Origin of the sequence: Ruminococcus sp. SR1/5 (assembly GCF_000209835.1) — a bacterium.
Taxonomy (GTDB): domain Bacteria; phylum Bacillota; class Clostridia; order Lachnospirales; family Lachnospiraceae; genus Blautia_A; species Blautia_A fusiformis.
Map to the genome: position 1 here is coordinate 3,163,507 of NC_021014.1, position 23,255 is coordinate 3,186,761.

The window sequence follows — 23,255 nt, forward strand, 5'->3', positions numbered from 1 at the left end:
CCAGCATCCCCTTCCCCGGCGTCCGTTCATCCACACAAAAAAAGACACCACGTCACAAAAAACGCAGTGCCTCTCTCATATTCAAGTTATTGCGAAAAAAGCATCAAGCAGAAGCCTGATCAGCCTTCTCAACCTCAGCAATCGCCTGCTTCCTCATAGGAATACGGCAATTCTTATTATTACCAAACTCAACAATAACATCTTCCTCAGTCATATCAATAACAACACCATAAAAACCACTGGTAGTAACAACACTGTCACCAACCTCCATGCTGTTCAACATAGTCTGAGTTCTCTTCTGCTCCTTCTTCTGCGGACGGATCATCATAAAATACATAATTCCAAACAGAACTACGATCCAGACAATACCAAGACCCGCGCTAAGTCCGCCAGCTGCCGCTGTAGATGATGCGATCATTTCAAATTCCTCCTGCTAAAAACAAATAATCTGCGGTACCCCCGCCGTTACTGACCTCTAAAAGTGTCACTTCGTACTATCATACACAAAAACCAAAAAACCTTCAAGAGTTTTCTTATAAAATCAAAGTAATTTACACAAATTTTATAAATAAAACTTACCGGTTCCCGTTGATCCTGCCTTCCTCAAAGCCTTCCAGACGCATCTTCTTATAAGCCGCAAAATTCCCTGCATCCAGCGCATCCCTGATCTCTTCCATCATATGATTATAGAAATACAGATTATGCAGAACGCAAAGCCTCATGCCAAGCATCTCCTTCGCCTTCAGAAGATGACGGATATACGCTCTGCTGTAATGACGGCAGGTCGGGCACTGGCACTCCTCATCGATCGGTTTGGAATCCAGCTCATACTTTGCATTAAAAAGATTCATCTTGCCATGGTTGGTATACACGTGACCATGACGGCCGTTACGGCTGGGATATACACAGTCAAAAAAGTCAATACCACGCTCAACCCCCTCCAGGATATTGGCCGGGGTACCAACCCCCATAAGATACGTCGGCTTGTTCTGCGGCAAATGCGGAACTACCTCATCCAGGATCCGGTACATCTCCTCATGACTTTCACCAACTGCAAGGCCGCCCACTGCATAGCCGTCCAGATCCATCTCCGCGATAGCCTGGGCATGCTCAATACGGATATCTTCATAAACAGCCCCCTGGTTAATGCCAAAAAGAAGCTGGTTCTTGTTAATGGTATCCGGCAGACTGTTCAGACGAGCCATCTCATCCTTGCATCTTTTAAGCCAGCGTGTTGTACGCGCTACCGATTTCTGTACATAATCCCTGTCTGCCACACTGCTTGGGCACTCATCAAAAGCCATTGCAATGGTAGAAGCCAGATTTGACTGGATCTGCATGCTCTGCTCCGGTCCCATAAAAATCTTATGACCATCGATATGAGAGTTAAAATACACGCCCTCTTCCTTGATCTTACGAAGCTTCGCCAGCGAAAACACCTGGAATCCGCCGGAATCGGTAAGGATCGGTCTGTCCCAGTTCATAAATTCATGAAGACCTCCCAGCTGTTTTACCACCTTGTCGCCAGGGCGCACATGAAGATGATAGGTATTGGACAGCTCTACCTGTGTACCGATCTCATGAAGATCCACAGTGGAAACTGCACCTTTAATTGCTGCAATTGTTCCTACATTCATAAAAACAGGAGTCTGGATCGTTCCGTGGACCGTCTTAAACTCGCCCCTTTTCGCTCTTCCTTCTGTTGTGATCAGTTTATATTCTGCCATTTCATTTCCCTTCTAAAAACATTTTAAAGTTGTCTCTGCCCAGCATCTGCGTCGCAGATACAGCCATAACCAACTGCGATGCAAATATCTTTCAAAACTTTTAGTCAATATCATAACACATTTTTTCTTTACGGCTACTGATTGTTAAACTTTTACATTGCCATTTTTTAAACGATATCGTATAATATAGAATATTCGCTTAAAAATCCTTTATAATAAGAAGAAACAACTCCCATCTGACAGAAATGTCAGAGTCGGGCAACCCCTGTATAGATACAACGAGGAGGAAATCAATTTTTTATGAAGAAACACACACTTGGAATTGACATTGGTTCCACCACTGTTAAGATTGCGATCTTAGACGAAAACGATACGCTTGTCTTCTCCGACTATGAGAGACATTTTGCAAATATCCAGGAAACCCTTGCAGATCTTCTTCAGAAAGCTGAGGATCAGCTTGGTGAACTGACACTCTGTCCGGTCATTACAGGTTCCGGCGGACTGACACTTGCCAATCATCTGGAAGTACCTTTTGTACAGGAGGTTATCGCCGTATCCACTTCCCTGCAGAAGCTGGCACCAAAGACGGATGTTGCTATCGAGCTTGGAGGCGAGGATGCCAAGATCATCTATTTCGAAAACGGAAATGTAGAGCAGCGTATGAATGGCATCTGTGCCGGCGGTACCGGTTCCTTCATTGACCAGATGGCATCTCTGCTCCAGACCGATGCACCAGGTCTTAATGAATACGCCAAACATTACAAGGCACTTTATCCCATTGCGGCACGCTGCGGTGTTTTCGCAAAAACAGATATCCAGCCACTGATCAACGACGGAGCAACCAAGGAAGACCTTTCTGCCTCCATTTTCCAGGCAGTTGTCAACCAGACCATTTCTGGTCTTGCCTGCGGTAAACCGATCCGCGGACACGTTGCCTTCCTTGGCGGGCCTCTTCACTTCCTTTCTGAGCTGAAGACTGCTTTTATCCGAACCCTGAAGCTGGATGATGAACATATTATCGCACCAGACAACTCTCATCTGTTCGCAGCCATCGGCTCCGCCCTGAATGCAAAGCAGGATGTTACCGTTTCCCTGACTGAACTGAAGGAACGCATGCGGACCACCATCAAGCTGGATTTTGAGGTAGAACGTATGGAGCCGCTTTTTGCCACAGAGGACGACTACCAGGCTTTCCATGACCGTCAGAGTGCCTACAGGGTAAAAACCGGAGATCTTTCCACCTATAAGGGAAAATGCTTCCTGGGGATCGACGCCGGCTCTACCACAACAAAAACCGCGCTGGTAAGCGAAGACGGAACTCTTCTTTATTCCTTCTACAGCAGTAACAACGGAAACCCGCTGAAAACCACCATCAACTCCATCAAGGAGATTTACAGCCTTCTTCCGGAAGATGCAGAAATTGCTTTTTCCTGCTCCACCGGTTACGGCGAAGCCCTGATCAAAGCGGCACTTCTTCTTGACGAAGGTGAAGTCGAAACCGTTTCCCATTATTACGCAGCTGCTTTCTTTGATCCTGAAGTAGACTGCATCCTGGATATCGGCGGTCAGGATATGAAATGTATCAAGATCCGTAACCAGACTGTTGACAGTGTACAGCTCAACGAAGCATGTTCCTCAGGCTGCGGTTCCTTTATCGAAACCTTTGCAAAATCTCTGAACTACACAGTACAGGACTTTGCAAAAGCAGCTCTTTTTGCAAAACATCCCATTGATCTTGGAACACGCTGTACTGTATTTATGAATTCCAAAGTTAAGCAGGCCCAGAAGGAAGGCGCTGAGGTTTCCGATATCTCCGCTGGTCTTGCCTACTCCGTTATCAAAAACGCCCTCTACAAGGTTATCAAGGTTTCCGATGCTTCCGAGCTTGGCAAACATATCGTTGTACAGGGTGGTACCTTCTATAATGACGCAGTTCTCCGCAGCTTTGAGAAGATTGCCAACTGCCAGGCCATCCGCCCGGATATCGCCGGGATCATGGGTGCTTTCGGTGCTGCTCTGATCGCAAGGGAGCGCTATCAGGAGGGTGAAAAAACTTCCATGCTTTCCATCGATCAGATCAACAGCCTCCAGTACACCACCTCCATGGCAAACTGCCGCGGATGTACCAACAACTGCCGTCTGACCATCAACAAATTCTCCGGCGGCCGTAAATACATCAGCGGAAACCGCTGTGAGCGCGGACTTGGAAAAGAAAAGAACAAGGATCATATCCCGAACCTTTTCGATTACAAATATAAGAGGCTCTTTTCCTATGAACCACTTTCCGCAGATAAGGCTACCCGTGGACAGGTTGGTATCCCACGTGTTCTGAACATGTTTGAAAATTACCCGTTCTGGTATACCTTCTTTACAGAGCTGAAATACCAGGTGGTACTTTCTCCTACTTCCACACGTAAGATCTACGAGCTGGGTATCGAATCCATCCCAAGTGAATCCGAATGCTACCCGGCCAAGCTTGCTCACGGACATGTCACATGGCTGATCCGTAACGGTGTGAAATTTATCTTCTACCCATGCATCCCTTACGAACGCAACGAGTTCCCGGATGCGGTCAACCATTATAACTGCCCGATCGTTACTTCCTATGCGGAAAATATCAAAAACAATGTGGACGAGCTCAGTGATCCCTCCATCACCTTCCGCAACCCGTTCCTGGCATTTACTTCCGAGGATATCCTGACAAACCGCCTTGTGGAAGAATTCCAGGATATTCCTGCTGCCGAGGTCAAAGCTGCTGCCCACAAGGCCTGGGAAGAACTTGCAGCCGTACATACGGATATCCAGAAAAAGGGTGAGGAAACCCTACAGTACCTGAAAGAAACCGGCCGCCGCGGAATCGTTCTTGCAGGCCGTCCATACCATATTGATCCGGAAATCCACCACGGTATCCCGGATATGATCAACAGCTACGGAATCGCCGTATTTACCGAAGACTCCGTTGCACACCTTGGACATCTGGAGCGTCCCATCCGTGTCAACGACCAGTGGATGTATCACTCCCGTCTCTACTCTGCCGCAAATTTTGTAAAAACAAGAGAGGATCTGGATCTGATCCAGCTGAATTCCTTCGGATGCGGACTTGATGCCGTTACCACCGATGAGGTTTATGAGATTCTGGATGGAAGTGACAAGATCTACACCTGCCTGAAGATCGATGAGGTCAACAACCTGGGTGCGGCAAGGATCCGTATCCGTTCCCTGATCGCTGCTATCCGTGCAAAACAGGCACAGAATAAAAAAAGGGACATCAAGCCGGCTTCCATTGAGAAGATATCCTTTACCAAGCAGATGCGTAAGGAGTACACCATTCTCTGCCCGCAGATGTCTCCATTCCACTTCGGAATCTTTGAGGCTGCTTTTAAAGCATCCGGCTATAACCTGGAAGTCCTCCCCAACGACAACAAGCATGCTGTTGATGTGGGCCTTAAATATGTAAACAACGATGCCTGCTATCCGTCCCTGATGGTTGTGGGACAGATCATGGATGCTCTTCTTTCCGGCAAATATGACCTGAACAAAACTGCAGTCATCATGTCTCAGACAGGCGGCGGCTGCCGTGCCTCCAACTATATCGCATTCATCCGCCGTGCTCTGAAAAAAGCCGGCATGGAACAGATTCCGGTTATCTCCCTCAACTTAAGCGGACTGGAGAGCAACCCTGGCTTTAAGCTGACACTGCCGCTGATCAAGCGTATCGTTTACGGTGCCGTATTCGGTGATATCCTGATGAAATGCGTATATCGCATGCGTCCTTACGAGCTGGAAAAGGGTATCGTAAACCGTAAGCACAAGATCTGGGAGCAGCGCGTCATTGCCTTCGTAACAGGCAGCAGCGTCAGCCATGGTACCTTCAAAAAAATGTGCCGTGAGATGGTCCATGATTTTGATACGATCCCGATCTCTGATGAGAAAAAGCCTCGCGTTGGTATCGTAGGTGAGATCCTTGTCAAGTTCCTGCCTGCTGCCAACAACCACCTGGCAGATCTTCTGGAGGCAGAAGGGGCAGAACCGGTTGTTCCGGATCTTATCGACTTTATCTGCTACTGCTTCTACAACCAGAATTTCAAGGTTGAAAAGCTTGGATTCAAGAAATCCAAGGCAACCATCGCAAATCTTGGTCTCAGAGCCATCGACTGGCTGAGAAAAACAGCAAATGAGGCCCTGGAGCAGAGCCGCCACTTTACACCGGCCGCAGATATCCGTGATCTTGCAAAAATGGCTGCGCCCATCGTTTCTGCCGGAAATCAGACCGGTGAAGGATGGTTCCTGACCGGAGAGATGATGGAACTCATCCACGGCGGTGTCCCGAACATCGTCTGCATCCAGCCTTTTGGATGCCTGCCGAACCACATCGTAGGAAAAGGTGTCATCAAGGAAGTTCGCCGTGAGCATCCGGAAGCCAACATTGTTGCCATCGACTACGATCCAGGTGCCAGCGAAGTAAATCAGCTGAACAGGATCAAGCTTATGCTTTCCACAGCACAGAAGAATCTGCATAAAGACGATAAAAAAGACGCATAACAAGAAATGCAGGTTACAAACATCTTTTTCCCCAAAAACAAATTCAAAGCTGCACAGCCGCAGGATCCCTGCCGGCTGTGCAGCTCTTTTTATTTCAGATATGATTCCTGTCAGACAGATTTTTTCTCTGATCCATCACTCTTCACAGGAGGCTTTGCACGGAGCATCAAAGCTCGGGTTAAAGGCATAGAAATTCTTGGCATCCAGCTGCTCCTGCACGGATCTCAGTGCTTCACCGAAACGCTGGAAATGGACTACCTCTCTTGCCCGAAGGAAACGGATGGGATCTGCAACCTCCGGGATATTTTTCACCACCCGGAGGATATTATCGTAGGTGGAGCGTGCCTTCTGTTCTGCTGCCAGATCTTCAAACAGATCCGTGATCGGATCACCCTTACTCTGAAATTCGCAGGCATTAAATGGCACTCCACCTGCAGCCTGCGGCCAGATTCCCACCGTGTGGTCAATATAATACGGCCCAAGTCCGCTGTTCTCGATTTCTTCCATAGAAAGATCCTTTGTCAGCTGATGGACAATGGTAGACACGATTTCCAAATGTGCCAATTCTTCTGTTCCCACATCATTGAGCACTGCCGCGACCATCCGGTTCGGTGCGGTAAAACGCTGGGAAAGATACCGCATGGAAGCTCCTATTTCTCCGTCCGGCCCACCATACTGGCTGGATATAAACTGTGCCAGCTTTGCGTTAGGCGTCTTGATATTTACAGGATACTGGAGTCTTTTTTCATAATTCCACATACCTTATCTGCACCCTCCTTCCTGTTCCCATGGAAACGGCTGTTCCATCCACTGCCATGACTTAAGATTGCTGTCGTTTCCGGTATCAATGGTCAGCGGTCCATAAAATTTTGCATATTTTTCCAGAAGCTCATTTCTTCTTGCTGAAAGCTCACTGTAATATTCAAGAGCTCTTTTTTCTTTTGGATGCGTATCCAGAAAAAGGAGAAGATCGTCAATGGCAAAGCTTACCTGGTCAATAAACTGCAGCAGTTCTTTTTTGGAAGTACAATTTCCATACATCATCGACTTCCTCCTCTCCTGCCGCAGAACGGCTTGCAAAGCTCAGGGAAAATAGTTCCGACCTGAAGAGCTTTTTTCAGCTCAAAGGTAGGCGCAAATTCCTGGTATGGCACATACGCCATTGCAGGAACCTGTTTTGCCATATCAGAAAATGATCGATCCGTCCGGCCTGCCATCCCGCTATTCATCCCACAGGTATACTGATATGGCCGGCAGCCCGAACGATTCATCTGAAATCGGTCCATAATCGAAATCCTTTCATTCATGATCACGCTATATTTTATGACCGTTTTTTAAACTTGTGAAAACAGGAATGTTCACTTTCCTTCATATATATCTATCTTTCTGCCATTTTTTTCTATATATACAGGAAAATATTACTGTTTAAAAATCAGATATACAGTGCTATAATATCCTTGCCTATCTTTACACGGATGGGCGCTTTTACTTATGATTTGTAGCCCTGACCGGCTATTGAAGGAGGAAATTATGCAGGTAATTATTGTAGGCTGCGGAAAAGTCGGTAGAAATCTTGCAGAGCAGCTTCAGGCAGAGGATATTGATATCACTCTTGTCGACGTTATTGCCGACAAGATCAATGATCTCTGCGAAAATATCGACGCTATGGGAATCGTCGGTAATGGTGCCAGCATCAATACTTTAATGGAGGCAGGTGTTGATACTGCAGATATTCTGATCGCAGTTACCGCTTCTGACGAGTTGAACCTTCTCTGCTGTCTGATCGCGCAGAAGGCCAACCACTGTCAGACCATCGCCCGCGTCCGTAACCCCATTTATGAAAAAGAAATCGGATTCATCAAAGAACGTCTTGGTGTTACCATGATCATTAACCCGGAGTTTGCCGCTGCCCAGGAAATTTCACGGCTTCTCCGTTTTCCATCTGCGATCAAGATTGACACCTTTGCACGTGGTCGTGTAGAACTTCTCAAGTTTAAAGTTCTCCCGGAATTCAAGCTGGACGGAATGAGCGTTTCCCAGATCTCAGATGCTTTCCGAAGTGATATTCTGGTCTGCGCGATCGAGAGCCGTGACAATGTATCCATTCCTGGTGGTGATCACATTATACACGACGGAGATATGGTTTCCATTCTGGCCTCTCCGCTTAATGCAGCGGCATTTTTCCGTAAGATCGGTCTCAAGACCAATCAGGTCAAAAACTGTATCATCGTAGGTGGCGGAACCATTTCCTATTATCTTGCCCATGCACTTCTGGGTATGAAGATCAGTGTCAAGATCATCGAGCAGAACAAAAACCGCTGTGAGCACTTAAGCGAACTGCTTCCAGATGCGACTATCATCAATGGTGACGGAACGAACCGTTCTCTTCTGCTAGAAGAAGGACTTTCCGAGTCCGAATCCTTTGTCACTCTGACAAATCTGGATGAGGAGAATGTATTTCTTGCTCTCTTTGCCAAAAGCATCTCCGATGCCAAGCTGGTTGCCAAGGTCAACCGTCTGGAATTTGATGATGTCATCGACTCCCTGGATATCGGAAGTGTCATCTACCCGAAAAATATCACTGCTGATTATATCCTGCAGTATGTCCGTGCCACTCAGAACAGCATCGGCAGCAATGTAGAAACCCTTTATCATATTCTGGATGGCAATGCAGAAGCACTGGAATTTGCGATCCGTGAGGAATCTGCCGTAACTTATATCCCTCTTGCAGAGCTGAATCTCCGCAAGAATCTTCTGGTGGGATGCCTGAACCGCAACGGCCGCATCCGCATTCCCCGTGGTCAGGATATGATCCAGGTGGGAGATACCGTGATCATCGTAACCACTCACAAGGGGCTTCGCGACATCACAGATATACTTGAAAAATAGAGGTACTGCCAAATGAATTATTCGATTATTATTTATATCCTGGGATGGATCATGAATGTGGAGGCTGTCTGTATGCTGGTTCCCGGCATCACTGCCCTTATCTACCGCGAAAAATCCGGTATTGCCTTCCTGATCACGATTCTGGCATGTCTGGCCATCGGTGTTCCACTGGTCAGCCGCAAACCGTCCAAGAAAGCGTTTTACGCCCGTGAAGGCCTTGTGACTACTGCTTTAAGCTGGATCGTCCTCAGTATTGTCGGTGCTGTGCCGTTTGTGCTCAGCGGGGCTATCCCGAATCCCATTGATGCTTTTTTGAGATTGTTTCCGGTTTCACTACAACCGGTTCCAGTATTCTCTCCGATCCATCACAGATGCCTTACAGCATCAATATCTGGAGATGCTTTTCCCACTGGATCGGTGGTATGGGTGTTCTGGTATTTATCCTGACACTGCTTCCGCTTGCAGGTGGCTATCATATGAACCTTATGAAGGCAGAAAGCCCCGGTCCTTCCGTAGGAAAGCTTCTTCCAAAAGTCCAGTCAACTGCCAAGATCCTGTACAAGATCTACATTGCACTCACTGTTGCACTGATCATCCTCCTGCTTCTTGGGGGGATGCCTCTTTACGACAGTCTCTGTGCAGCATTTGGAACTGCCGGAACCGGTGGGTTCGGAATCAAATCCGACAGTATGGGAAGCTACAGCTTATATATTCAGATCGTCATCACCATCTTTATGATCCTGTTTGGCGTAAACTTCAATGTCTATTTTCTTCTTCTCACCAGGAAGTTTTCTCAAGCATTGAAATCTGAAGAGGTCCGCTGCTACTTCTTTGTGATCATCGCTTCTGCCCTGATGATCACATTCAATGTCCGACATCTGTTTGACAATGTGTGGGAAGCACTTCAACAGGCATTTTTCCAGGTTGGTTCTATTATCACCACCACCGGTTATGCCACTACGGATTTTAACCAGTGGCCTGCGGTATCCAGAACGATCCTGGTACTGCTTACCTTCTGTGGTGCCTGTGCCGGCAGTACAGGCGGCGGAATCAAGATTTCCCGTCTTCTGCTTCTTGCAAAATCCGTCCGCAAGGAACTGCATCTTTATCTGCATCCCAATGCAGTAAAAAAGATCAAAATGGACGGAAAAGCGGTGTCTCACGAAGTTATGCGTGCCACCAATATTTATATGATCGTTTATCTGATGATCGTGGCTACATCTATCTTTATCATCAGTTTTGATGAATTTGATCTTGTAACAAATTTCACAGCCGTAGTCACCACTTTAAACAATGTGGGTCCCGGTCTTTCCCTGATCGGTCCTACCGGAAACTTCGGGATCTTTTCTCCGCTGTCCAAGCTGGTCCTTTCTTTCGATATGCTGGCCGGCCGACTGGAGCTATTTCCGATCCTGATCCTTTTCCTTCGTGAAACCTGGAAGAAATTCTGATAAATATTCGTCATATTTTGCTATGTTTGTGGCATAAATTGTTCTTTTCACATTTATTTCAAATGTTAGACACACTTTCTTCACATTTTTACTGTATATTATAAACCATAGAAGGTGATGAACTTTCTATAATATTTTTCTTTTTCATACGCGCCGGTACGAAAGTACCGGCCTCCTTCCATTTATGGAGTATTTTTTTCCACTCCCTCATAATCGAAATCCGGAATAAAGCTTTCTGAAGCAGTTTCTCCTTCCTGTATAAATCCATTCTGAATCCCCATATCCACAGCAGCATCCAGAACTTTTTCATACTCTCTTTTTGTAACTTTCCGGTTTAATTCCTTAAATTCCACAAATTTTCTCACCGGCGTATACTGATTCATAATACTGATATAAATATCTTCCCCATAGGTTTCATGAAGATACCTCAGAGCCTTTATGGAATTTCCTGTATGTCCCGGCAGGATCAGATGACGGACAATAGTTCCTTTCCGGATGTATCCATCCTCTCCAAACTCACATTTCCCGGTCTGACGCACCATCTCTCCAATTGCAGCCTTTGCAGCCTGCACATAATCCGGCGCATAAGAAAATTTCTGTGCAAGCTCCGGATCCAGATATTTCAGATCCGGAAGATAAATGTCCACATATCCTTCCAGAAGCTTCAGGGTTTCTGTTTTTTCATACCCGCTGGAATTATACACCACCGGAATATCCAGACCATTCCTTCGGGCCATATCCAGTGCCTCTATGATCTGTGGTACATAGTGTGCACCTGTTACCAGATTGATGTTTGCAGCTCCTTTTTCCTTCAGTTCCAGAAAAATCTCTCCAAGCCGTTCCACACTTACAGCCCGTCCCCTGCTCCCGATGGCAATATCATGATTCTGGCAGAAACAGCAGCGCAGCCCGCACCCGGAAAAGAACACTGCCCCGGAGCCTTTTGTTCCGGAGATACAGGGTTCCTCCCACATATGAAGTGCAGCCCTTGCCAGATAAATTCTCTCATCCATGCCACAGAAGCCTTTTTTCCCTGCACTCCGGTCTGCCAGGCATTCTCTTGGACAAAGAGCACAAGCTGACATAATTTCTTCCGTACAGTGCGCGCTCCCTGCCATACTGCTGATTTTATTTTCATTCTCCACTTTCACTTTTCTCCTGATCTTTCTTCCAATATCGTTATTTTCTGTTATCTAGTACTAGTTTAGCACATCACGTCTGCTGCCAACAAGGCTTTCTCTGTTTACACTATATACTTAATATAGTACAATGGATTTCATGGAATCTTAAGAATTTACCCCTTTCGTCTTAATTTCCGGCTGCTATTCTAATAACATCAGGGAGGTACAAAAAAGTGGCTAACATACTTGTTTGCGATGACGACAAAGACATCGTGGAAGCTATCGAAATCTATCTTACGCAGGAAGGCTATCACATTCTGAAAGCCTATGACGGACAGGAAGCACTGGATATCCTGAACAACGAAACTGTAGATCTGCTGATCATCGATGTGATGATGCCCCGTCTCGACGGGATCCGGGCAACGGTCAAGATCCGGGAATGCAATCCTCTGCCCATCATCATCCTGTCCGCAAAATCTGAAGACACGGACAAAATCCTTGGCCTTAACATCGGTGCAGATGACTATATCACCAAACCTTTCAATCCTCTGGAGCTGATCGCCAGGGTAAAATCCCAGCTGCGCCGGTACACACAGCTTGGCTCCGCTGCACCGGTAGCATCAGAACACATCTACTCAACCGGAGGTCTTACGGTAAACGATGACAAAAAGAGGTGCTGGTAGATGGAGAAGCGGTACGGATGACGCCCATCGAATATAATATCCTGCTTCTTCTCATGAAAAATCCCGGACGTGTTTTTTCCACCACACAGATCTACGAGAGCATCTGGAACGAAGATGCTCTGGCCGCGGATAACACGGTAGCCGTCCACGTCCGTCACATTCGCGAAAAGATTGAGATCAACCCCAGGGATCCCCGCTATCTGAAAGTTGTCTGGGGCCTGGGTTATAAAATCGAAAAACTGAGCCGGTGAGCCAGCCGGCCATGAAGTATCTGTACTTCAGAAAGGGGTATTATGAATAAAAATAAACATACGGAAAAAACCGTTCATTTATGCGCATTCCTGCTCTTGTCCTTGCCCTTATCCTGCCTCTGATCATGGTCTTTTCAGCGGCACTGGTGATCCAGGCAGGTATCCGGATGGACTCTGCAGAAGATCTTAAAACAAAGGATTATTTCCAGACCTCTGCTTTTGCTGACAGCTTTTACTCAAAAGCTTCCACAATCCTGTCCGGAATCTCAGCCAGAGAAATCCTGGATAAAACAAACGAAGATGCATACATTGATCTCGGAGAGCTTTATAACGGAGATTCTCTCTCCTTCAAAAACACCTCCGGACTAGCCTATTCCTTCAATGATCTTAAGGAATGGAGCTCACAGAGTATCCATTCCAATGATGACTGGATCGTCCTGGGCCTTACCACCCCGGAGGGTGAAACAAAATATATGTACTATTCCGATTTCAAAAAAGCTCTGGAAGACGGAACCCTGCAGCTAAATGCCAACTCCGGTGCCCTGAAACACGAGGGAATTTCCCAGAAAGACTGGACTGAGAGGATTCTTTCCGCTCTGAGCGCCGAATATGCAGACGGCGGCATCCAGTCACAGGAACCTTTGAAAAACATCACAGACAAAAACGGAAACGTGGTTTACACAGATGTGGCAGATATGCTCACTCCGATCCTTGATATCCCCTGTGCACCGGAAGGTTACGACAGCCTCCTGGATTACATGAATTCCACCTCATCCAAAACCAGGAATTTCAAGGGGAACCTGAACGATGCCTTTGAGCAGCTGGATAATGCCCGGGATCTTTTTTCCAGCTGGACAGAAGCTGCTCAGACACTGGATGAGTACAGCAGTGATAATTCCAATATCCATTATGCCTATACGGATAACACCTCACAGAAAATCTTCACAAATACAGATGCAGCCTATACTTCCGACCTGACTGATATTTCCGGTTTTTCAGCCAAAAAGCCTTACGTGTTCCTAAGTGTCAACGAAGCTGCCACAGATGAGAAAAATGCCCGGAATGGTCTTATGAATCTGAATCTTTCTGCTGCTGCAAACCCTTCTGTAGGAAACTGGATCGATCTCCTTCGAAATTCCACATACGATGAAAACTGCAGTTTTCTTGCCTGGATCGATGATACCAGCCTTCCTGTACAGGATTCCATTAAAACTGACAGACAGCATTTCCTGACTTACCGTACTTTATTTATCCCAGCTGCTGTGATCACCATGATCAGTTTTCTGCTCTTTATCATAGATTTTATCTGGCTTACTGTCCACACCGGAAGAAGAAATTCCGATAGCGGTAATACAGACACGGCTCAGCCAGAACTGAACTTTTTTGACAGGATCTATACGGAAGTAGCAGCCGGACTCGTATGTATCCCGGCACTTGGTGTATTGACCGCAGGACTGAGCATGCAAGCTTCCACCTATAACCTTGTCTCCTCCCTGATCATCCTGGGTATCACGATTTTCCTGATCACGTGCCTGTTCTGGATCGGCTATTTAAGCCTGATCCGCAGGATCAAAGCTCGCACCCTGTGGAAAAACAGCCTGCTTCGCAAATGCCTGAAGCTTCCCCGTCTGTGTCTTTGTAAAGCCGGTAAGCTGATCGATTTTTTCTCCAGGAATACCATCAGCAGAATCCGCATGGTAGTGGGACTTGGCGTATTTCTGTTCCTTGAATTTTTCTTCAGTGCCCTGCTCGCGGCATCTGATGGATGGTTCCTGATGTTTTTGCTTCTATTCCTTCTGGATCTGGGTGCGCTTTTCTGCGTCTACAAAATTGCTCTTGGACGGGAACTCCTCCTTGATGGCCTGAAACGGATCACCGATGGAGAGCTCACTTACAAGATCCCGGAAAAGGAACTCCGTGGTGATCAGAAAGCAATGGCACAGTATATCAACCGCATTGGTGACGGGCTGGACGCTGCCGTGGAAAAAAGCCTCAAAGATGAGCGTATGAAAACCGAATTGATCACCAATGTCTCCCATGATCTGAAAACGCCACTGACTTCCATCATCAATTACATTGATCTGCTGAAAAGGCTGAACCTCAAAGATCCGGAAGCACTGAAATATCTTGAGATCCTGGACTCAAAGGCACATCGTCTGAAAAGTCTGACCGAAGATGTAGTGGAAGCTTCCAAAGCCAGTACCGGAAATCTTTCTCTGGAAATGACGGAACTGAACTTTGTGGAAATGCTTTACCAGGTGATGGGTGAATTCGAAGAACGGATGGAAAACAGACATCTGACCCTGATGACACATCTGCCTGATTCTCCTGCCATAATCTATGCCGATGGCAGGCGGATGTGGCGTATCCTTGAAAATCTTTTCGGCAATATCCTGAAATATGCCATGGAGAACACAAGGGTCTATGCAGAAGTTCTTCTGGAAAAAGATCAAGTCATCTTTACCCTGAAAAATATTTCCGCACAGCCTCTGAACATTCCGGCTGAAGAACTGACCGAACGTTTCATCCGCGGCGATGTTGCCAGAAATACAGAAGGCAGCGGACTTGGATTATCCATCGCACAGAGCCTTACCCAGCTTCAAGGTGGCACCTTTAAACTTTATCTGGACGGTGACCTTTTCAAAGTCTGCTTAAGTTTTCCACAAAAGATCTCTCCCACAGCCTTATCCGCACCGGAAGATTCTCATTCCGAAGCACATTCTTAACCATTCATAAAAAACAGCAGCGGAAGCCCTGATGATATGATGGATCAGGAGCCAGGCTGCTGTTTTTCTCTTATTTTTGTTCTCTTTTACACTTTAATGGTGATCTCACGGTCTGTCCGGTTATATTTATAATACCGGACTCCGGCTGCATCCAGCATTTTTTTGGATGCGATCACCGACGGAGTATCTGCATATTTATCACAGTCGTATACGATAGTCCTGATCCCTGCCTGGATAATAGCCTTGGCACATTCGTTGCAGGGAAACAGGGACACATAAAGCTTGGCACCTTCCAGACTTCCTCCCCGGTAGTTCAGGATGGCATTGAGCTCACTGTGTGTCACATAAAGATATTTGGTATCCAGCGGATCTCCTTCTCTTCCCCAGGGAAACTCATCATCGGAGCATCCCTTTGGAAATCCATTGTATCCCATTGACAGGATCTTGTTATCTTCACTTACGATACAGGCACCAACCTGTGAATGCGGATCCTTGGAACGCATGCCGGAAAGCATGGCAACACCCATAAAATACTCATCCCAGGAAAGATATCCCTGTCGTTTCTGTCCTTTTTTATCCATACAGAATCCTCTTTTTCTATTGGTTTCTTACTGATCGATCAATCCTCGATCATGTTGATTCTTCTGATATGACGCTCATCCCCGGAAAATGGTGTATCCAGGAATGTATCCACGATCTTCAGAGCAAGTCCCGGTCCTACTACACGACCGCCCATGGCCAGAATGTTGGCATCGTTATGAAGTCTTGTTGCCTCTGCAGTAAAGCAATCTGTACAAAGTGCAGCACGGATTCCCTTGAATTTATTAGCAGTGATGGAAATTCCGATACCTGTTCCGCAGATCAGGATTCCTTTCTCACACTCACCGTCCACGATCGCCTGTGCTACTTTCTTTCCATAAACAGGATAGTCTACAGATTCCGGACCATTGCATCCAAAATCTTTGTACTCCAGTCCTCTCTCTTCCAGATGCTTCTTTACCTCCTGCATCAGCTCATAGCCGCCATGATCACATCCCAGTGCTATCATTTTCTTTCTCCTCCTCAACGTTGATAATTTTATGACCAGCCGCTTTCAGTAAGCGGTTCATGATCGCCTGTCCCATTCTTGGTGTAAAAAATGCCTCTGAATAAATGGCACTTACATTACAGCTGTCAAAATCACGCAGGACCTCGTACAGATGATGCGCGATGGTTTCTTCCTGCTCCCGGCTTCCGATACTCTTTACGATTCCATGTGAATATCGGCCTTTTGTTTCATCTGTTGCGATGATCCCCACAGTCAGTCCCTTCTCCTCAGCCTCTCCGGCTCTTTTTTCAATCTCCGCGATCACACCCTCTGTGGACCCCTCCACAATGGCAAGATCTGCCTTTGGTGCATAATGACGGTATTTCATTCCCGGTGCTTTTGGATGGACCTTGCTGTCCGGTTTGATCAGCCCCTTATCCATCCTTACATCTCCAAGTGTTTCCCGGAGCATTTCCAGGGAAATATATCCCGGCCGCAGGACTACCGGTATGTCTTCTGTAAAATCTACGATCGTAGATTCCAGACCGATATTTACCTGTCCTCCATCAATGATCATATCAATGGCTTCTCCCAGATCCTCTGCCACATGTCCTGCTGTCGTAGGACTTGGTCTTCCGGAAGTATTGGCACTTGGCGCTGCCACATATCCGCCAGCCGCAAGGATCAGCTCCTGTGCGATAGGATCACTTGGAAAACGTACTGCCACACTGTCCAGTCCTCCGGTTGTTTCCTTTGGCACGATATCTGCCTTGGGAAGGATCATTGTCAGCGGACCCGGCCAGTATTTCTCAGCCAGTATTCTGGCTTTTTCAGGAACCTCCGTAACGATCTTATCCAGGTCACGGATATCTGCGATATGTACGATCAACGGATTGTCCGAAGGTCTTCCCTTGGCTGCATAGATCTTCATCGATGCTTTCGGATCCAGGGCATTTCCTCCAAGGCCGTATACAGTCTCTGTGGGAAATGCCACAAGCCCGCCGTTTTTCAGAATCTCGCCACCTCTGGCAATTGCCTTTCTGTCTATATTCTCCGCTGTCATAACTGCTATTTCTGCTTTCATTTTACGCTCCATTTACTGTCTGATATAAATCCCCTGCTCTTCAATAAAATCTTCCAGATCCTGAAGGGCATCCTGTGCCCAGGTTTCGGATTTCTGAAAAGTCTCCGGGAAAAACATGTCTTTTACTATTTTTTTACCTGTTTCTGTTTTAAAGATCTTCTCTGCACTTTTCTTTATATGTTCTTTATCCAGTCCATCTTCAAAATAATTAACCAGAAAATCAGCTTCCACAAGGATCTGATAATCCAGCCCGTCAATATCCTTATAGGTATGATGATGTCCTACCAGATATTCCACTCTGCGGATCACCCTCTCCTGAAAGCCCAGTGCGGTAAGCATCTCTCTGGCAGCTGCCGGACCTTCTGCTTCCTGCGTCTTTCCATCAGAGCGTCCGTATTTTTCCATACCGACTTTGATCCCGATATCATGAACGAGAGCCGCAGCTTCCAGAACATGCATCGTATCTTCATCCAGACCCTCACTCTGGCCGATCAGCCTTGAAAGATCATGCACCTTCACAAAATGCTGGATATGCTTCGGATCCCCCTGATAATAATGGATCATTTCCATATAAAGTCTGTCGATTCTGTTCATAATATCCTCCTCTCTGCTGCCATCCTGCAACTGTCACTTTTTTCTGTATACTGCTCAGCAGAAATCTCCTGCTGAGCATATCCGTTAACAGATAGCTACATAATAGTTACATTATAGCGTTATTATGGAAAAAATGTCAATCCTGCTCCACTTTCACAATGTAGGTTCCTGACATATCATCTTCAAAGACAATGCTTCCCAGACTCTGAAGAACACGGTCATTAAGCTCTGTTCCGTATTTTTCTTTTTCCTGTCCTCCTACAAAGATATAGGAAATATCATAACGGCTGATCAGTTTTTTTACCGTCTCTGCATCTGTAGATGTATAAATAGTCTGGATGTCCGCACTTTTTTCATTGAGGTCAGGTACATTATTTCTCCAGAGCCATTCATGCACATACCATCCCAGTACGGTCGGAAGCCCCGTAGATGCAGAAACTCTCTCATATCCGGTATAGCTGTCCCCGTTAGCCTCGAGCACCACAGGAGAGCCCTTGATATTCTGCTTCAGCCAGCGGATCGCCGACGCATCCTGAGGAAAATCCTGCTCAAGAAATGTAGTTGCATCCAGTCCTTGATACTCCGAAACCTTCCAGACATCCCCAAACCAGGAATGCACGGCATTTCCGAAATAGCCCACGGTCCAGAGCAGTACAAAAAGCCCCACACCTGAAAGGATCCGGATGATCTTCTGTCTGGATATCACCAGCATACGATAAATCCCATATCCCATTGTCATTCCGAAAAGTATATATGCCTGATACGTCAGCTTGAACATAGTATTGGCTCTGGCATTTCCATTTTCATAAATATCCCGCACATATACAAGCTCCGGGATCAAAACCAGTCCGATAGCACATAAGCCCATGATCACTGCAAAAAGATCCGGAACTGTGATCGCCTCCAGCAGCCTGTAAAGACTTTTATGCTTCAGTCCCTTCATTTTTTCTGTGATAACAGACAGGATCAGCAAAACAGTAAGGAGCACCGGAAGTCCCCAGAGGATCAGAAGCTGATACCACAGTGAATGATGCTGTGCCAGTGCCACCCCCTGTACCATCGTATCAAATTTCAATGTAAAGGGCAGGATCACCAGATAAGAGAGACCTATGATCTCCACTGCCTGTACGATCGTCACTGCCAGGATCCTGATTATCTTTCCCTCAAATCGTATGATATTTGCGATCAGGACAACTCCACCGGTCACTACAAAATAGATCACAAAATCCCAGTAATTGGTCCACTGGAACATGCCAAGAAAAACGGACGCCAAAAGGATATGCGGCATCAAAAGCTGTCTCAGCCAGAAAACACTGCGTTCCTGTTTTTCAGGCTCAGGCCCTCTTTTTCGGATCATTTTCAGCCATGCATAGAGCATTCCCACCAGAAATGTCACAAACATCACATTTACCACATGGGCATGAAGATCTCCCAGAACAAAGGAATAGCATGGGAATTCATGTATGGTCTTATCACTGTCATTCACCGGATTATACCCTATGTAACGAGTTGCATCCGGGAACCAGTAGCTGGCTGTTTCTGCCACTCCCTGTATCTTCCGGATCAGCGGCAGTACACAACGGTAGACGATATAATGTACATTTCCCGCGATAGATACTGCAATGCCTGCAGTAACTCCTGCCAGTGAAGGAATATATTTCTTCTTTCCATCCAGTCGTCCATACAGCCTGTCCTTCGTCATCTGACGGACCAGGGAAAACGGATACACAAAGGCAAACGCTGCCACAAAGGTACGCATCAGATTATAAGTCACTTCCACTCTGCTTCCTGTAAGCTTCGTAAGAAACACTGCAAAATACTGCCCGCCATAGTAATAATTGATGGTTCCCTGTGAATACCAGAGATCACGTGCAGGAAGAGTTTTGCTCCGCATCATGGCCTCCATGAAGCCATAATCCATAAATTTCTCTGTTCCATATGCCTGTGGCCGGAATCCTGCCAGATAAGTCCACAGCAGAAAGATCCCAAAAAACAGAAGCTCCTCCCGAAAGATCAGCTGCATCTTTCCTGACGGATAACATTCAATGCCATGCTTCAGCTGAACATGAAAAAGTACAGCACATAAAATGCCAACAGCCACAGATACCCCTACACACACTGCAGCTGTAAAAGGAAGGATTTCCACCGCTACCAGAATCCAGGTGAGAAATCCGGTAACTGCAATGGCAAGTACCTTTGAAAAAAGCCAGCCCCGGTCTTCAAAACCACCAAAAAGCCTTCCTGTGACCGGCATTGCCACCATTCCCATGAACAGTGCAAGCAGCCACCAGGTCCAGAATGTCCATACATCTCCTCCCAGGAGATACGCAGAAAGTACTGTCAGGAGCACTGCTGCAGTCAGCTCCGGAAATAATTCTCTGATCTTTTTTTTCATCCTTCTGTCCCTCCTGTATCAGATCCTGCCCCGCAGACGGATAAAGTCCGCAAATGCCTGTCTTCCGATCTTTATGATACGTTTCATGTTGATAGAATTTTTTTCCGGCCTGTCTCGGTCGGAATGTGATGGGGATATATTCCACATAAAGATGATGTTTTTCATAGATCACTGTCATCAGCACATTGGAAAGGAAAAATCCGCCTGGGATACGCTTCAGTACTTTGGCGAGCTGTTTTCCCTCCATCAGCCGATATGGCGTATTTGCATCTTTTACCCAGGTTCCAAAAATAAGGAAAAGCACAAGCCGCAGTATTCTTGTCACAAAAATCCTGGAAAGCCCGTCCTCTCTCTTCTGCCGGTAACCGATAAGAAGCCCGCACTTTTTGCGTTTTTCCCAAAACTGCCAGAATTCCTCCGGAAGTGTCTGGCCGTCTGAATCCGTCTGAAAAATATAATCGGCACCTTTTTCTACTGCGTAACGATATCCCCTGAGTATTGTTCCTCCATGTCCTTCATTCGGTTTATCGATTCCGATAAGACGGTCATGATTTTTCTGATAATTCTGTATTTTTTGTAGGTCGCATCTTTGCTGCCATCATTCAGGATCACCAGGCGGCTGTCCCCGCCGATCCTCTCCACTACCGGATACCATTGCTCGATCACGGTCCCGATATTTTTTCTTCATTATATGCCGGCATAATGATATATAAGCTGTCATGTTTCATAGATTCTTATTCTCCCATCCTCTGAGGTATACACCAGTGGATATGTCTCCCTGATGATATCCTCACGACATTCCTGCTGTTCAAATTCCATATCCTCCTCAAACAGGATATATGTGATCTTTTCCTGTTTTACGGTAGCTTTCAGTAGCTCCGGATCATCCGTGGTATACATGAGCACTGCCTGGCCGGCACGATAGCCCGTATCGTACCCTGCAGACCATGCATAATAAGGCCATCCGCAATACAGCATGGCACCGGACATAGTGACCTCGTTCATGGTATATTCCGGTGTCAGCAGAAGATCATTTTTCTTAAGATTTGCACTGAGCCAGTCCGTCAGGCTGCTTTCCATATTTACAGTCATCCTGTGTGCGGAATCGTTGTCTCTTAAGATGATCACGTAATCATAGATTCCCGTTGCACTAAGACAGATACAAAGGACCGCTGCCGCTGCGCGACCGGCCCATTTCTTCCAGCTGTTTTTCCCTGCAAGGAAAACACATCTTACGATCCATCCCCAGAAAACTGTCACAAAGGCATAGGAAATCATCACATATTTATGATTGACATTGATGTCCGGAGTCAGAGATACCAGAAATGCAAATGCCATTGGAAGCAAACAGCCCATCAGCACTGCCCGCTGACCTCTCTTCAGAAATACTGCTGCCACGATCATTCCCACAAAGAAAAATCCACTGATCTCCACCAGATACCAGAGTACACCGGAAATGCTTTTATTGTCTGCCAGAAAGCCCCAGTAAAAGGATGGACTCATAACACTTCCCGACACAAAGATCTTCGACTGCAGTTCCGAAAAAAGCACTGCCAGTCCGGCACAGATCGCATAATCCAGCTTACCGTCAGAAAACACTGCCAGTCCGGCAAGGATCAGAAGGCCGCCGATCAGCGCAGCCCCGTTCCAGAAGGCAGTTAATCCCAGAAACAGCCCCAGAAGGATCGCCGTACCCACATTTCTGCAGATCCAGGCTTCTTTTGTAAAAAAGCGATTACGGACCCACAAAAAGCCCTGCTCCTTGTGACTACATCCGGCTTCCACCCAATCCATAAAGATCCATACCGCTACAGCTGCCATCAGAAGGCCGAAAGCCAGATGACGCTGGTTCAGATATACATTGAAATTCCATAATCCCCAGTTTTCATTGGTAGTATAACCGATAAACGCCGTATTTTCTTCCAGAGTCCGTACAAGGTCCCTCGCCTGAAGATGTTCCCACAGATAACGCCAGAGCGCTGTTCCGCTGCGAAAAAAAAGAAAACAATGGCAGCTGCCCCTGCCCAGAAGCTTTTGAACATCCGGTAGCTGATCCCGTAAAGCACCATAAGAAATCCCGCCAGAGACAGGATGCTTACCAGATTATATCCCAGATCAAGACGAAGGCCCAGATACTCCAGATTTCCCACAAGGAACTGGAACATAAAATGATATTTCACATCCTGCCCGCCATAATGCGGATACTGGGTAGGAAAATTATTTCCCCTTGAAAAAGATCGCATCATTGCCGTGTGGGGTGCATAATCTCCGTATACCGAAAAGCCGGAGTACAGAATGCCGTCTTTCATATGAAAAACGTAAAACATCATCCAGGTCACAAAAACCGTCAAAATGCCAAAAAAGCAGAAGCTCTTTTTTCAGGATCCATTTTCTGCTGATCATCCGTTCAGATATCACAAACATTTTTTGCTGTTTTTCTTTTTCCACCGGAAGATTCCCGAAAGCAGCAGGATATCTACCAGAAATACGATCAGATTTCCATAAAAAAGAGGATGCTCTGCCCCCGCGCATATGCTGAACATCCAGGAAAGAATATAGACTGCCCAGGTCAGCATCAGGATTCCCATCCCAAACGCTGCCGGCAGGACCACCCATATCCTGTTTCCTCTTTCAGTTGTTTGACGCGGAAACAGACATCCTGCCATTTCCATTCCTGTTAACATACATAATATAAGATAAATGATTCCAAGCATAGGATTCTCCTTAATTCACGTAAAGTATAGCAGAATCACCTTCCTATGAAA

General features: G+C 46.5%; 18 protein-coding genes and 2 pseudogenes. 5 read left to right on the forward strand and 15 right to left on the reverse strand.

The genetic code is table 11. The features are described 5' to 3' along the window. Window positions 1–103: 103 nt before the first annotated feature. Together yajC and tgt are read right to left on the reverse strand one after the other, a co-directional pair. Window positions 104–418 carry a preprotein translocase subunit YajC gene (gene yajC / locus CK1_RS15870; protein WP_015527154.1) on the reverse strand — a complete coding sequence of 105 codons (315 nt, stop codon included), beginning with the start codon at window positions 416–418 and terminating at the stop codon, window positions 104–106. 157 nt (window positions 419–575) lie between these two features. Then, a complete protein-coding gene (tgt, locus tag CK1_RS15875; protein WP_015527155.1) occupies window positions 576–1,727 on the reverse strand; it encodes a tRNA guanosine(34) transglycosylase Tgt in 1,152 nt (383 codons plus the stop codon). Window positions 1,728–2,027: 300 nt separating this feature from the next. Here tgt and CK1_RS15880 point away from each other — a divergent pair, with 300 nt between their 5' ends. After that, complete coding sequence (locus tag CK1_RS15880; protein ID WP_015527156.1) at window positions 2,028–6,269, forward strand: 2-hydroxyacyl-CoA dehydratase; 4,242 nt, start codon at window positions 2,028–2,030, stop codon at window positions 6,267–6,269. Between the two features lie 135 nt (window positions 6,270–6,404). On the opposite strand, the gene CK1_RS15885 is transcribed toward CK1_RS15880, so the two are convergent. From CK1_RS15885 to CK1_RS15895, 3 genes are read right to left on the reverse strand one after another with little or no spacing between them, the layout of a single operon-like run. Then, entirely contained in the window at window positions 6,405–7,028 is a 624-nt protein-coding gene (locus tag CK1_RS15885; RefSeq protein ID WP_015527157.1) for a manganese catalase family protein, read from the reverse strand. Between the two features lie 3 nt (window positions 7,029–7,031). Then, on the reverse strand, window positions 7,032–7,313 hold the full coding sequence (locus CK1_RS15890) for a spore coat protein CotJB (RefSeq protein WP_021651377.1): 282 nt from the start codon (window positions 7,311–7,313) through the stop codon (window positions 7,032–7,034). After that, window positions 7,310–7,555, reverse strand: coding sequence for a spore coat associated protein CotJA (locus CK1_RS15895; protein WP_015527159.1), 246 nt, complete (start codon window positions 7,553–7,555; stop codon window positions 7,310–7,312). Before CK1_RS15895 ends, CK1_RS15890 begins: the two co-directional genes overlap by 4 nt. A gap of 244 nt (window positions 7,556–7,799) precedes the next feature. On the opposite strand from CK1_RS15895, the gene trkA reads away from it, so the two are divergent. Both trkA and CK1_RS15905 read left to right on the forward strand, forming a co-directional pair. Next, window positions 7,800–9,158 (forward strand): Trk system potassium transporter TrkA, encoded by a 1,359-nt coding sequence (gene trkA / locus CK1_RS15900; RefSeq protein ID WP_015527160.1) that lies wholly within the window; start codon window positions 7,800–7,802, stop codon window positions 9,156–9,158. 12 nt (window positions 9,159–9,170) lie between these two features. Further along, a pseudogene (locus CK1_RS15905) lies at window positions 9,171–10,609 on the forward strand (TrkH family potassium uptake protein). Between the two features lie 182 nt (window positions 10,610–10,791). Here CK1_RS15905 and CK1_RS15910 read toward each other — a convergent pair. Continuing rightward, entirely contained in the window at window positions 10,792–11,754 is a 963-nt protein-coding gene (locus CK1_RS15910; protein WP_330364138.1) for a radical SAM protein, read from the reverse strand. Between the two features lie 209 nt (window positions 11,755–11,963). Here CK1_RS15910 and CK1_RS15915 point away from each other — a divergent pair. Both CK1_RS15915 and CK1_RS15920 read left to right on the forward strand, forming a co-directional pair. Beyond that, window positions 11,964–12,664: pseudogene (locus CK1_RS15915) on the forward strand (response regulator transcription factor). 80 nt (window positions 12,665–12,744) lie between these two features. Continuing rightward, complete coding sequence (locus CK1_RS15920) at window positions 12,745–15,390, forward strand: sensor histidine kinase (protein ID WP_015527164.1); 2,646 nt, start codon at window positions 12,745–12,747, stop codon at window positions 15,388–15,390. Window positions 15,391–15,476: 86 nt separating this feature from the next. Here CK1_RS15920 and CK1_RS15925 read toward each other — a convergent pair whose 3' ends face one another. The 9 genes from CK1_RS15925 to CK1_RS15965 form a co-directional block, all read right to left on the reverse strand. Then, the gene (locus CK1_RS15925) at window positions 15,477–15,971 is read right to left on the reverse strand and encodes a deoxycytidylate deaminase (RefSeq protein WP_015527165.1); all 495 of its coding nucleotides are present in this window, start codon (window positions 15,969–15,971) and stop codon (window positions 15,477–15,479) included. Between the two features lie 38 nt (window positions 15,972–16,009). Further along, window positions 16,010–16,438: a ribose 5-phosphate isomerase B gene (gene rpiB / locus CK1_RS15930; RefSeq protein ID WP_015527166.1), complete on the reverse strand. Its 429-nt coding sequence runs from the start codon at window positions 16,436–16,438 to the stop codon at window positions 16,010–16,012. Further along, window positions 16,419–17,501 carry an L-threonylcarbamoyladenylate synthase gene (locus CK1_RS15935; protein ID WP_044961499.1) on the reverse strand — a complete coding sequence of 361 codons (1,083 nt, stop codon included), beginning with the start codon at window positions 17,499–17,501 and terminating at the stop codon, window positions 16,419–16,421. Before CK1_RS15935 ends, rpiB begins: the two co-directional genes overlap by 20 nt. Window positions 17,502–17,513: 12 nt before the next feature. Beyond that, window positions 17,514–18,095 carry an HD domain-containing protein gene (locus CK1_RS15940; protein ID WP_015527168.1) on the reverse strand — a complete coding sequence of 194 codons (582 nt, stop codon included), beginning with the start codon at window positions 18,093–18,095 and terminating at the stop codon, window positions 17,514–17,516. Window positions 18,096–18,231: 136 nt separating this feature from the next. After that, entirely contained in the window at window positions 18,232–20,490 is a 2,259-nt protein-coding gene (locus tag CK1_RS15945) for a DUF2298 domain-containing protein (protein WP_015527169.1), read from the reverse strand. A gap of 471 nt (window positions 20,491–20,961) precedes the next feature. Then, window positions 20,962–21,156 (reverse strand): hypothetical protein, encoded by a 195-nt coding sequence (locus CK1_RS18565; RefSeq protein WP_353611186.1) that lies wholly within the window; start codon window positions 21,154–21,156, stop codon window positions 20,962–20,964. A 51-nt stretch (window positions 21,157–21,207) separates the two neighbouring features. Beyond that, window positions 21,208–22,284 carry a hypothetical protein gene (locus tag CK1_RS15955; RefSeq protein ID WP_306288995.1) on the reverse strand — a complete coding sequence of 359 codons (1,077 nt, stop codon included), beginning with the start codon at window positions 22,282–22,284 and terminating at the stop codon, window positions 21,208–21,210. 56 nt (window positions 22,285–22,340) lie between these two features. Next, the gene (locus tag CK1_RS15960) at window positions 22,341–22,820 is read right to left on the reverse strand and encodes a DUF2298 domain-containing protein (RefSeq protein ID WP_306288996.1); all 480 of its coding nucleotides are present in this window, start codon (window positions 22,818–22,820) and stop codon (window positions 22,341–22,343) included. A gap of 84 nt (window positions 22,821–22,904) precedes the next feature. Further along, window positions 22,905–23,204, reverse strand: coding sequence for a hypothetical protein (locus CK1_RS15965; protein ID WP_015527173.1), 300 nt, complete (start codon window positions 23,202–23,204; stop codon window positions 22,905–22,907). Window positions 23,205–23,255: the final 51 nt, after the last annotated feature.

What these genes read in the sequence shown, in the direction of transcription:
- CK1_RS15880 (WP_015527156.1), top strand. Translation starts at nt 2,028, where the DNA reads ATGAAGAAACACACACTTGGAATTGACATTGGTTCCACCACTGTTAAG.
- CK1_RS15885 (WP_015527157.1), bottom strand. Translation starts at nt 7,028, where the DNA reads ATGTGGAATTATGAAAAAAGACTCCAGTATCCTGTAAATATCAAGACG.
- yajC (WP_015527154.1), bottom strand. Translation starts at nt 418, where the DNA reads ATGATCGCATCATCTACAGCGGCAGCTGGCGGACTTAGCGCGGGTCTT.
- CK1_RS15895 (WP_015527159.1), bottom strand. Translation starts at nt 7,555, where the DNA reads ATGGACCGATTTCAGATGAATCGTTCGGGCTGCCGGCCATATCAGTAT.
- CK1_RS15935 (WP_044961499.1), bottom strand. Translation starts at nt 17,501, where the DNA reads ATGAAAGCAGAAATAGCAGTTATGACAGCGGAGAATATAGACAGAAAG.
- trkA (WP_015527160.1), top strand. Translation starts at nt 7,800, where the DNA reads ATGCAGGTAATTATTGTAGGCTGCGGAAAAGTCGGTAGAAATCTTGCA.
- CK1_RS15960 (WP_306288996.1), bottom strand. Translation starts at nt 22,820, where the DNA reads ATGATGTTTTACGTTTTTCATATGAAAGACGGCATTCTGTACTCCGGC.
- tgt (WP_015527155.1), bottom strand. Translation starts at nt 1,727, where the DNA reads ATGGCAGAATATAAACTGATCACAACAGAAGGAAGAGCGAAAAGGGGC.
- CK1_RS15940 (WP_015527168.1), bottom strand. Translation starts at nt 18,095, where the DNA reads ATGAACAGAATCGACAGACTTTATATGGAAATGATCCATTATTATCAG.
- CK1_RS15890 (WP_021651377.1), bottom strand. Translation starts at nt 7,313, where the DNA reads ATGATGTATGGAAATTGTACTTCCAAAAAAGAACTGCTGCAGTTTATT.
- CK1_RS15945 (WP_015527169.1), bottom strand. Translation starts at nt 20,490, where the DNA reads ATGAAAAAAAAGATCAGAGAATTATTTCCGGAGCTGACTGCAGCAGTG.
- CK1_RS15920 (WP_015527164.1), top strand. Translation starts at nt 12,745, where the DNA reads ATGCGCATTCCTGCTCTTGTCCTTGCCCTTATCCTGCCTCTGATCATG.
- CK1_RS15955 (WP_306288995.1), bottom strand. Translation starts at nt 22,284, where the DNA reads ATGGATTGGGTGGAAGCCGGATGTAGTCACAAGGAGCAGGGCTTTTTG.
- CK1_RS15925 (WP_015527165.1), bottom strand. Translation starts at nt 15,971, where the DNA reads ATGGATAAAAAAGGACAGAAACGACAGGGATATCTTTCCTGGGATGAG.
- CK1_RS15965 (WP_015527173.1), bottom strand. Translation starts at nt 23,204, where the DNA reads ATGCTTGGAATCATTTATCTTATATTATGTATGTTAACAGGAATGGAA.
- rpiB (WP_015527166.1), bottom strand. Translation starts at nt 16,438, where the DNA reads ATGATAGCACTGGGATGTGATCATGGCGGCTATGAGCTGATGCAGGAG.